Annotated in this window: 11 protein-coding genes and 2 pseudogenes; 12 read left to right on the top strand and 1 reads right to left on the bottom strand. The window is 46.4% G+C overall.

What is annotated here, in order from left to right; genetic code table 11:
• Nucleotides 1-228: 228 nt before the first annotated feature.
• Entirely contained in the window at nucleotides 229-1176 is a 948-nt protein-coding gene (locus C1I60_RS23190) for a DMT family transporter (protein ID WP_137063823.1), read from the bottom strand.
• Between the two features lie 218 nt (nucleotides 1177-1394).
• Between C1I60_RS23190 and C1I60_RS23185 the strand changes: the two genes are divergently transcribed.
• The 12 genes and pseudogenes from C1I60_RS23185 to C1I60_RS26000 form a co-directional block, all read left to right on the top strand.
• Nucleotides 1395-2744, top strand: coding sequence for an aminotransferase-like domain-containing protein (locus tag C1I60_RS23185; RefSeq protein ID WP_137063822.1), 1350 nt, complete (start codon nucleotides 1395-1397; stop codon nucleotides 2742-2744).
• 161 nt (nucleotides 2745-2905) lie between these two features.
• Entirely contained in the window at nucleotides 2906-3265 is a 360-nt protein-coding gene (locus C1I60_RS23180; protein WP_137063821.1) for a histidine triad nucleotide-binding protein, read from the top strand.
• A gap of 169 nt (nucleotides 3266-3434) precedes the next feature.
• The gene (rpsU, locus tag C1I60_RS23175) at nucleotides 3435-3608 is read left to right on the top strand and encodes a 30S ribosomal protein S21 (RefSeq protein WP_005547957.1); all 174 of its coding nucleotides are present in this window, start codon (nucleotides 3435-3437) and stop codon (nucleotides 3606-3608) included.
• Nucleotides 3609-3624: 16 nt separating this feature from the next.
• Nucleotides 3625-4068, top strand: coding sequence for a GatB/YqeY domain-containing protein (locus C1I60_RS23170; protein WP_013311146.1), 444 nt, complete (start codon nucleotides 3625-3627; stop codon nucleotides 4066-4068).
• 277 nt (nucleotides 4069-4345) lie between these two features.
• The gene (locus C1I60_RS23165) at nucleotides 4346-5713 is read left to right on the top strand and encodes an NfeD family protein (protein WP_137063820.1); all 1368 of its coding nucleotides are present in this window, start codon (nucleotides 4346-4348) and stop codon (nucleotides 5711-5713) included.
• A 39-nt stretch (nucleotides 5714-5752) separates the two neighbouring features.
• Nucleotides 5753-6760 (top strand): flotillin-like protein FloA, encoded by a 1008-nt coding sequence (gene floA, locus C1I60_RS23160; RefSeq protein ID WP_137063819.1) that lies wholly within the window; start codon nucleotides 5753-5755, stop codon nucleotides 6758-6760.
• Nucleotides 6761-6804: 44 nt separating this feature from the next.
• Nucleotides 6805-7395, top strand: coding sequence for a YqfB family membrane protein (locus tag C1I60_RS23155; RefSeq protein ID WP_137063818.1), 591 nt, complete (start codon nucleotides 6805-6807; stop codon nucleotides 7393-7395).
• A gap of 196 nt (nucleotides 7396-7591) precedes the next feature.
• Nucleotides 7592-7909: pseudogene (locus C1I60_RS23150) on the top strand (amino acid permease); the annotation flags it as partial.
• A 368-nt stretch (nucleotides 7910-8277) separates the two neighbouring features.
• Entirely contained in the window at nucleotides 8278-8571 is a 294-nt protein-coding gene (gene yqfC, locus C1I60_RS23145) for a sporulation protein YqfC (protein WP_137063817.1), read from the top strand.
• Nucleotides 8568-9761 (top strand): sporulation protein YqfD, encoded by a 1194-nt coding sequence (gene yqfD, locus C1I60_RS23140; protein ID WP_137063816.1) that lies wholly within the window; start codon nucleotides 8568-8570, stop codon nucleotides 9759-9761. Before yqfC ends, yqfD begins: the two co-directional genes overlap by 4 nt.
• A gap of 6 nt (nucleotides 9762-9767) precedes the next feature.
• The gene (locus tag C1I60_RS23135; protein ID WP_014282491.1) at nucleotides 9768-10739 is read left to right on the top strand and encodes a PhoH family protein; all 972 of its coding nucleotides are present in this window, start codon (nucleotides 9768-9770) and stop codon (nucleotides 10737-10739) included.
• Nucleotides 10740-10853: 114 nt separating this feature from the next.
• Nucleotides 10854-11087, top strand: a pseudogene (locus tag C1I60_RS26000) (metal-dependent phosphohydrolase); the annotation flags it as partial.

Here is an 11087-nt window from a genome sequence, read left to right as displayed (position 1 = left end):
TGGACGTCGGCGCTTTAACCGTCTGATCCTGCCGCTTGCTGCGCTGACCGCGATCAGCCTGCTCCCTTATTATTAAACCCCTGTCTTTTAATCGCCATAGTGAGGTCATCATGACATACTTAAGGCTGCTTCTTCCGCCAAGAAGAAACAGCCTCTTTTTTCTACCTCATAGCATGCCCTCAGCAATCTCAACATTCTTTCCTTTCCAGCTCATTTCTCTATAAGCGACTACGTTTTATTAGTGTCTGCACGAAGCGATACTGTCTTTTTCCGGCCTAAATAATTGGTTCCGATCACCCCGGCTATGATCAGTAACGAGCCAATCAGATGGTACACTGTTATCTTTTCTCCAATAAACAAAGCCCCGGCTGCGATAGACACGATGGTCGACAGATTGGTAAATACGCTCATTTTTGACGCTTCTATTTTCGACAAAGCAAAATTTGCAGTCAGTGAAGTGATAAGCGAGGCCACCACGCCAAGATATATAATGGACAGTATGAAGGTACCGTTGCTGGACAAGGCTACAAATGTGCCCAGTGTCCCACTTTGAATATGGTTAGTGAGCGATATGGCCAGAAATGTAATAAATCCGATACCCATCATAAAATAACTGATTTCCGCCGGACTAAAATGCTTTGAAAGAGAGCGTGCCAAAACGCTGTATCCAGCAAACGCTACACACGTCAGGAAGAGCATGGAGAGCCCGCCCAAATTGGACAAGTTAAAGCTGCTTCCTTTCATGATAAAGATGAACACAACGCCGAAAACAGATAAAAAGATCGACAGCTTCTGTAAAAGGGTCGTTGTTTCTTTTAAAAATAGGGAAGCAATGATCATCGTTACAACGGGTGTGAAGGCATACATAATACCTCCCTCGGCGGAAGTTGCGTGCTGTAATCCAAATGCTTGTAGGGTGAAAAATCCCAACGGGTACATTAGAGCCAGCAGCAGTGCTTTAAATATGGGTTTGCCCCGATAAGACAGCTTGATCCACCCCAAGGCCACCGGAATTGACAGGACTATAAAAGAAGCTGCAAACCGATAGGTCAGCGTATCGATGGGATGAGCATACACTAACGCCATTTTAGTAAATAAAAACGAAAATCCAATAATTGCAGCATTCAGCACCGCAAAAAAATAAGCCAGTTTTAATCCTTTTGTTTGGGTGTCCATAAGTTGCCTACCTCTCTTTCAATCTTCGGGACCATGTTCGCGAACGTCCTCTCCGATGAACTAAAGGTACAACAATGGACGAGCCTGTGGGATATCAAATTGTCATAACTGTATCGGTACAGTTTTATAAACTAGGGCATCCTGCTTACACATAAAGCATGTTAACATCAACCTATAAAGAACTAGAAAAAGTGAAATAAGCAGGCAGGAGGATCATTGTGAAAAAATATATTTCGGTTCTATCGGATATAGAGCTTAAAATCCGCGAGGGGCAATACAGCTCGGGTCAGAAGCTGCCTTCTATCCGAGATGCTTCAGAGTTGTACGAGTGCAGCAAAAGCACGATTTTGCGGGCATATGCCGAACTTGAAAAGAAACACGCCATCTATTCCATTCCGCAAAGCGGATATTATGTGGTGGAGAACTCCGGCGATTTGCATCATAGCCAAGGTCATATTCAGGCCTTGATTGATTTTGCTTCGGCCTCCCCGGATTTAAATGTATTTCCTTATCTGGACTTTCAGCATTGTCTGAATCAGGCCATAGATACGTACAAATATCATTTGTTCACCTATGGAGATTCGCAAGGATTGGAGACACTGCGCCATACGCTCGTTTCTCACTTGGCCGATAATCAGGTATTTGCAAAAATGGAGCGGATTATCGTTACTTCTGGTGTTCAGCAGGCACTGGAAATCCTTGCCAAAATTCCGTTTCCGAACGGCAAAAAGACGGTTTTGGTAGAACAGCCAAGCTACGATATTTATTTGCGTTTTTTGGAGGGAGAGAGCATACCCGTCAGCACCATCGCCCGAACAGCGGCAGGTATGGATTTGCAGGAATTGGAGCATCAATTTAAGAACGAGAGCATCAAGTTTTTTTACACGATGTCAAGATATCATAATCCCCTGGGAACCTCATACAACACAGGGGAACGCAAGGCTATAGCCGCATTAGCTGCCAAATACGATGTGTACATCGTGGAGGATGATTACATGGCTGATTTGGGGAGCGATCACCTTTTTGATCCTATATATGCGTACGATCAGACAGACCGTGTCATTTATTTGAAAAGCTTCTCCAAAATCATTTTCCCGGGCTTGCGCTTAGGCGTTGCGGTTTTGCCGGAAACCCTGTTAAAGACGTTCAGCGCATACAAAAGATACGTGGACACCTCCATTTTATCTCAGGCCGCACTTGATATATATATTAAAAATGGAATGTATGAACGCCACAAGCACACGATATGCAGCCTGTATGCGGAACGCATTCGCATTTTAAACCAGGCAGTGGAGCGATACAATCAGGACGGGGTGATTGAAGTGTCGGCTGTAAGCTCGGGAGTGTATATGCAGTTGAAGCTGCCTCGGACGGTGAACATGGAGCGTTTGGTGCAGCGTCTTGCCGCGAGGAAGGTGCAGGTGGTATCCGGTAAAGGATTTTACTTATCTGATTATAAGGAACACGAAAAGTTTTTACGCATCAGTATTTCGCGGGCTCAACCGGATCAAATTGATGAAGGCGTAAAAGCCATTATAGAAGAAGCGGGGAGAGGGAACTGGTATTAAGCCCCTTTTTCCGTTATGATACATATAGAAACGTAGGTATAACAAGCCATAACTGTATATATTCCAATCGGTTGTGGGAAATACATAACTTTGAATGCCGAAAGCACGGGTTCTGCACTTTCGAATCTGATGGTCGGCTCACTGCCAAAGGAGGGTTTTGAATGGACGATCTGTTTTTGAAAATTGTGGATGGAACCATCCCCAGCAAAAAAGTGCTGGAAACCGACAATGTGCTCGCGTTTCATGACATCCAGCCTGCGGCGCCAGTACACGTACTCATTATTCCGAAGAAATATATTCCTTCAATGAATGCTGTGACGGAAGAGGATCTTCCTCTGATTGCGGAGATCCATCGTGTTGCGCTTGAGGTGGCGAAAAAACTGGGTATTGCTGAATCCGGTTACCGGTTGATTAACAACTGCGGCCCGGATAGCGGTCAAGTGGTGGGACATCTGCATTATCATCTGTTGGGCGGTGCCCCATTGGGTGCCTTAACGGGAATTTCGGACTCACATTCTTAGAATGACAGTGCTTGTTTATAAGTAATATGGACGTAATGGGGGAAATTTGTATTCATTATTTATTCATTTTTTCTTATAGGTTGACACCCGGTTTCTGTTTCACCTATAATAAAATTTGATGAACCGTGTTATTGCTCTTGGACGGTCTGGTCGGAGGGAGGGAAAACTGGTGTCTGAAACTAAAGTTCGCAAAAACGAGACAATTGATGCTGCACTTCGTCGCTTTAAACGTTCCATTGCTAAGGATGGCGTATTGGCTGAGGTGAAGAAACGCAAGCATTATGAAAAGCCAAGCGTAAAGCGCAAGAAAAAGTCCGAGGCTGCTCGTAAGAGAAAGTTCTAGGAGGATCTAAGCAATCATGAATTTGAGCGAACGATTGAACGAAGATATGAAGCAAGCAATGAAGAGTAAGGACAAGTTCAAACTCTCCACCATTCGAATGGTTCGTTCTACGATTAAAAATCTTGAAATAGATTTGAAACGGGATTTGGACGACAACGAAGTGCTTGATATTCTGAGTCGTGAGATCAAACAGCGAAAAGATGCCCTCCATGAATTTGAAAAAGCCGGTCGTGATGAACTTGCGACAAGCACTAAAGCAGAAATAGAGATCATCGCTCAGTACCTTCCCGAACAACTTTCTGAAGAAGAAATTAAAGTTATTGTACAGCAGACCATCCAGGAAACCGGTGCTTCTTCGAAAGCAGAGATGGGGAAAGTAATGACGGCCTTGATGCCTAAGGTAAAAGGCCGCGCTGACGGTAAGCTCGTGAACCAAGCGGTTCAGCAATTTCTGCAATAAACCTGCGACAAACAGGAACGCTCAACACCCTCTGTTTACAGAGGGTGTTATTTCTGTATCTGTCGCGTTTGTCATAGGGTGATTATTATAAGATGTTTTTTGTGAACGCTTTCTATATTCATTTGAAACGTGATGTCCATTGGGTACGTAAAGTACATGATAGCCGTCAGGATTGGCAACATACTCAAGAATTTCACAATAAATCCTGAAAACTGTATGGTTTACCTGACAAAATTTGATATGCTATAACATAGAAAGATCGAAAGGGGGGAGAGTAATGCATAGAGAACATCACCACTCCGGGCGCAAAATGATCTTTTGGACCATGTGGATCATGATATCCGTTTTGCTGTTGCCGTTATTCCATTCGGGATCAGCAGCGGCCGCTGTGAAAGGCGGTTCTGTGTTCGTTATACCGGTGGATCAGGAAATTGAACAAGGGCTTGTCAGCTTTATGGAACGCGGCTTTGCAGAAGCAGTGGAGTCCAAAGCAGGCCTCATTGTACTGGATATTAATACGCCAGGCGGACGGGTAGACACAGCGGAAAAGCTGGGCAAGTTGATTAAAGACAGCACGATTCCGACCGTAGCCTATGTAAGAGGCGAAGCGGCCTCTGCGGGAAGCTATATTGCGTTAAGCGCAAACAAAATTGTCATGAAGCCGGGCAGCATCATTGGAGCAGCAGCGTTAGTGAACGGCAGTGGGCAAGCTATCACTGACCCGAAAACGGTGGCTTGGTGGAAGAGCAGCATGGCATCTGCTGCAGAATCCGGCGGACGTAACCCGGATATTGCGAGAGGTATGGTAGACTCCCAAATTGCTGTAGCTATACCGGAGCTGAACTTTAATAAAGAAAAAGGTCAGATCATTTCTTTAACCAGCGAGGAAGCACTTAAACTGGGCTATGCGGATCACATCGCCTCTTCAGAACAAGAAGTTATTCAGTGGATGGGCTATAGCACGGATGATGTATTTCACGTGGAGCAGACATGGGCTGAAAAAGCAGCCGAGATATTGACCAACCCGATTGTGCAGACATTGCTTTTATTTATCGGTATCGCGGGGGTTGTCATTGAACTAATCGTACCAGGATTTGGAGTGCCAGGAATTTTAGGCGTGCTCGGATTTGGTTTGTACTTTTTCGGCAATTATATTGCTGGCTTTGCAGGTTCCGAGACGTGGCTGTTGTTTATCATCGGTCTAGCCTTGCTTATACTTGAAATGTTCATTCCAAGCTTTGGTGTTCTGGGTATTTTAGGTTCCATCAGTCTTGTCGCCGGAGTTGTTCGCGCGGCCTACAACATGCAGCATGCTTTTATATCATTGGGTATAGCCTTTGCTGCTGCCGTTGCTGTGGTGGCAATCATAGGGATTGCTTTCAAGGATCGGGGAATATGGAACCGTTTTATACTTAAAGAAAGCTTGACGGCTGACCAAGGCTTTTCTTCGGTTGTGAACCGGGAAGTGCTACTGGGACAGCGAGGTGTGAGTCTGACACCGCTTCGTCCAGCAGGAACCGTGCTTATTGCTGACGAACGTGTGGACGTCGTGACAAACGGCGAGTTTATTGCTACGGATATGCCCATTATCGTATCCAAAGTAGAAGGCGGACGCATTGTGGTCAAGGCGGACACCAGCGTCTGAAACACGTAAACAAACGAAGAATTAGATTAATGGAGGATGATGCTAGTGTTCGAATCGGGTATTGTCAGCGTTTTGCTGATTGCCGTTGTAGTAATTATTGTGTTAAGCGTATTTTTTAGTTTTTTCCCGGTGATGCTGTGGATTTCAGCATTGGCTTCGGGGGTGAGGATTGGCATTATTACACTGGTGGCTATGCGATTACGGCGTGTAACGCCAAGCCGGATTGTGAATCCGCTGATTAAGGCAACCAAGGCTGGTCTGGGCTTAAACATCAATCAGTTGGAAAGTCATTTCCTAGCGGGTGGTAATGTAGACCGAGTGATCAATGCGCTGATTGCTGCACAGCGGGCCAATATTCCGCTCGAATTTGAACGCGCAGCTGCGATTGACCTTGCAGGTCGGGATGTTCTGCAAGCGGTCCAAATGAGTGTTAATCCGCGTGTTATTGAGACACCTACTGTCGCTGCGGTAGCCAAGGATGGTATCGAAGTGAAAGTTAAGGCTCGTGTTACAGTGCGTGCCAACATTGATCGACTCGTCGGGGGTGCCGGAGAAGAAACGATTATTGCGCGGGTCGGTGAAGGGATCGTTACAACTGTCGGATCCAGTAATTCGCATAAGGACGTGCTGGAGAACCCGGATTCCATTTCGAGAACGGTGCTGTCCAAAGGTCTGGATGCCGGAACGGCGTTTGAAATCTTGTCCATTGATATTGCGGACGTCGATGTAGGTAAAAACATTGGTGCCTTCCTGCAAACCGAGCAAGCGGAAGCTGATAAACGGATTGCGCAGGCGAAAGCGGAAGAACGGCGTGCAATGGCTGTGGCGCAGGAGCAGGAAATGAAGGCGCGTGTCGTAGAGATGAGAGCGCGTGTGGTTGAATCCGAATCCGAAGTGCCGTTGGCGATGGCTGAGGCGCTCCGTGGCGGAAAACTTGGCGTTATGGACTATATGAATTTGAAAAACATTGAGGCAGATACGCAAATGCGCGGCTCCTTGGGCAAACCGAATGAAAACTCGGGAAATGACAACAAAAACCGGGATTAACCAAAGGATATAGCCGATGAATTGCGGCAGCAAGGCGGTGAGTTATGAACTTTATCAGCTGGATTTTTGAGCATTTGTATATCCTGATTGTGATCGGCTTTGCGTTGGTGTCTTTTTTGGGCAAAAGCATGAAAAGCACAGAGAGAAAAGCGCCGCCGGGAAAGGGTATGCCTACGTTTGGTGGCGACCACGGTTCCCGCGGTCCTTCGTCACCATCCAGACCTTCCTCCATGGAACACAGACAGGAGCAGCGTCAGCTGCAAAGGCAGGATACTGCTGGAGAATTGCAGCGTCAATTTCCTGATGAACGGCGTGTAGTTATGGAAGCTCGTCGCGTGGATGAACCAATGAATGGTTGGACGGAAACTGAGGAGCAGTCGAAGCGGGATTCCCTGGATAACGGTTCGACTCTGGAGGATCGAATCCGGGCCATGGAAGAAGAGCGTAGATCGGTTTTAGCCCGTCTCGACCGCATATCCAATGCAAGGGAGTCTGGAGAGATTACAGATGCCCCTGAGGGAGCTTTACAGGAGCGTAGCACAGTAACGGCGGCTGACCTGCGCAGAGGTGTGATTTGGGCAGAAATATTGGGTCCACCGCGTTCCAAGCGTTATATGGGTGGAGGAAGACGTTAAAAAGATTTAAGCTAGTATCGTTTTATTTGGAGTTTGCATGAATGGTTTAGTCCGCCCTGGCTTTAGCTGGTGCGGACTATTTTTTTGCTAATACATAGGCTAGTTCAGAATAGAAATCAGTTTAGCGACAGATCCTCTTATAACCTGACATATGATGTGATAAACCATGTAGTAGCAAGATTCTATTTCTTTTGTGGTTGAGGGGCTTGTGAATGTGGGTGCCATTTTAGGTATGACTACTGTCATGCTCTACGGTCAAACTCGTATCATGTTTGCGATGTCACGTGATGGTTTGGTGCCCAAGGTATTGTCAAAGGTCCATCCTAAATACAAAACTCCGTATATTTCGATTTTGGCTATTATTTCGTGTGGAGCGCTCATTCTGAATTTGCAGAGCCAAACATTCATCCGTTTTGTGATTTGGCTCGTTATAGGGTTGGCTGTTTATTTTCTATATTCCAGAAAAAGCTCTCTTTTGAATCATCATTCCGAAAATAACAGAATGGCTTTATAAAATCAGGAAAAGACAATCTCGTTTCGATGCTTTAAACGGGGTTGTCTTTTTTAAATTGTGTATTTTCCAATTATCAAGGCTCTTGCTATGCAAGATAAGATCTACTATGAATTGTTAGTTTGTTTTCATAAATATGGAGGCTGAATCATAAGGTGTACAGTACAGATATCTGTGGCGCTGGTGTAACGACGCCCATATCTAAAGCGGCATCGGCAATTTATAAAAAGCAGCGTAGCTGCCATGAAAACAATTATGATCTACTGGATGAACATAACAGAAAATGAAAATTAGCAGCGTAGCTGCCATAAAAGCAATGATTAGCCGTTGGATAACAATTGTTTTTATGACAGGAAAGGAGATTCCCTCGTATGAGCCGGATGAGCCGCAAACTGCGAAAGTGGGCCAGTGAGACGCTGGAACTTCCGCAGGACATTCTATTTGACCTGCCGAGGTTAACTCTCATTGGCAGCCGCCAGCTTTATGTGGAGAATCACCGGGGCGTCGTGGACTTCACGCAGGATCGGCTTGTACTTGCGCTTGCGCAGGGCAGGCTGCGGGTGTCGGGGCATGGGCTTGTCATCACATCTATTATGCCTGAGCAGGTAAGTGTGGAAGGACACATTACGGATATCCAATTGGAAGGAACGGAGGAAGGCTCATGAAACATCCCGCTTTAACAAAGTTGCGTGGCACGGTTACCCTTGCCGTCAAGGGCGAGAGCGTGGAAGCTTTCATTAATCTGCTCACTGAGCATCAAATACCTGTTTGGAACGTGCGGCCGATGGGTACAAGACATGCAGAAATGAACCTTCTGCTGCCGCACGTCTTCCTGCTGCGCCCGCTTCTGAGAAGGACAGGCTGCAAAATGCATATTTTGAAACGACAGGGAATTCCCTTTACCATTGCGAGGCTGGCTAAACGCAAATTTTTTCTGGTTGGACTGGCTGTATTCTGGGTAGGCCTGTTCCTGATGTCTTCGCTCATCTGGGACGTTGAAGTAAAGGGGAATGACAAGCTCTCAACGGAATCCGTACTCAAGGCTGCCCGTCAGGAGGGTTTGTATCCTTTTCAATGGAGCTTCCGTGTTTCCAGTCAGGACAAGCTTTCGCGTGCACTCATGCAGAAGCTCCCTGAGGCGTCCTGGATCGGTGTGGAGAAGCAGGGCACCTCAGTGACGATTCAGGTCGTTGAAGCCTCACAGCCTACTCCTGAGCCGCTCTATAGTCCACGTCATCTCATCAGCAAGGCAGATGCGGTAGTCACTGAAATTTTTGCCGAGCAGGGTCGTCCTGTCGTGCATAAAAATACACGTGTCAAAAAAGGAGCCATTCTTATCTCGGGAACGCTCGGGGATGAGGAGAATCAGCAGCAGGTTGTAGCCAAGGGGGAGATTAAGGGCCTCGTGTGGCATGAGTACGAAATCACCAGTCCGACGGTGCAACGCAGCAGCACATATACTGGAAACCATCACGAACGCCTGTATCTGGTGCTGGGCAACCGCGCGGTGCAGGTATGGGGATATGGAAAAATCCTTTATTCCACGCATAAAACCACAGTTGAGCATGACCCGCTGACGTGGCGATCCTTCCGTCTCCCAGTCGGTTGGATGACCGAAAGCGTGAGGGAGACAAAGATACATGAGGATAAGCTTACGGAAGCAGAAGCCCAAAATAGGGGAATAGAAGGGGCGCGAGCCAATATTTTAGCTAAATACGGCAAAGGAACGAAAATAATGGGCCAAAAAATTTTGCATGAGAAGAGAGAGAATGGTAAAGTTTATATGAAAGTGCTTTTTGAAGTGGAACAGAATATTGCGGAAGAACTTCCGCTAGTTCATAACCAAGGAGAATGAGGCTATTTGGCAGAACAACAACGCAGCATACAAATTGCATTGAACAATGCGGGAGAAGGACAGGCGCTGTTCGGCCCGCAGGATTCCTTTTTAAAATTGATTGAAGCGGCTGTTCCCGCAAAAATGGATTCCCGTGAGGCGGAAATCAATATTTTTGGCAACGCACATGAGGTGGAAGTGCTCGAACAATTATTCGATGTACTGCTTCAGTTAATTCGTAATGGATATATCCTGACCGAAAGAGACGTCCATTATGCGATTGAGTTGGCAAAAGATTTACGCGCCGATCAATTGCTTGATCTGTTCAAGGGAGAAATCACGACCACCTTCCGGGGTAAGCCGATCCGTGTCAAAACAATTGGACAAAAGCACTATGTAACCACGATAAAAAAACGCGATATCGTATTTGGAATTGGCCCGGCGGGTACGGGTAAAACGTATTTAGCAGTAGTGCTAGCCGTAGCTGCCCTGAAGGAAGGTTCGGTCAAGCGTATTGTATTAACCCGTCCTGCGGTGGAAGCAGGCGAGAATCTGGGCTTTTTGCCAGGGGATTTGCAGGAAAAGGTTGATCCTTATCTGCGCCCGTTGTATGATGCGTTGTACGATGTTATGGGACCGGAGCAGACAGCAAAGGCACTGGAGCGCGGGCTGATTGAAATCGCGCCGCTGGCCTATATGCGGGGACGGACGCTGGATGATTCGTTCATTATTTTGGATGAAGCGCAAAACACCACGCCGGAGCAAATGAAAATGTTTTTGACCCGACTGGGCTTTGGTTCCAAAATGGTCATCACCGGTGATGTTACGCAAATTGATTTGCCTCGTGGCAAAAAATCCGGTCTGATTGAAGCGAATGCGATTTTACAGGGAATTGAGGAAATAGGCTTTGTACATTTTGCACAAGAGGATGTTGTCCGTCATTCCCTAGTTCAGAAAATCATCGTGGCTTACGACCAGGTTGCCGAAAATCAGGGGTAAGCCTTCATATCACGGATGTGAAGCTATAAGAAGTGAGGATTTTGCAGAATCCTGAAGTATGAAAATAAGCAGCGTAGCTGTCTTGAAAAAGATGATGGAGAGGGATTGTTTCAGATGACCTCGAAGGAATTGTCTAAGGGCAAAACGTTCCAGCATAGAATGAGTGGATGGAAGTATAGCGTGGCAACACGCTATCTTCTGTTTTTATTTTTACTGGTTCTTTTTTACGTCGGTTTAGCCTCAAAGCTGCTTCCCGAGCGCTATGACATTCGGGTAAACCAGCCAAGTGAAAAGGAAATTGTTGCTCCGATGCAACTTCCCAACAGCAAAGCGACTTTAAAGGCTCAG

The sequence above is a fragment of the Paenibacillus terrae genome, assembly GCF_005217525.1.
Taxonomy (GTDB): domain Bacteria; phylum Bacillota; class Bacilli; order Paenibacillales; family Paenibacillaceae; genus Paenibacillus; species Paenibacillus terrae_C.
This window is presented reverse-complemented; position numbering and strand designations above follow the sequence as displayed.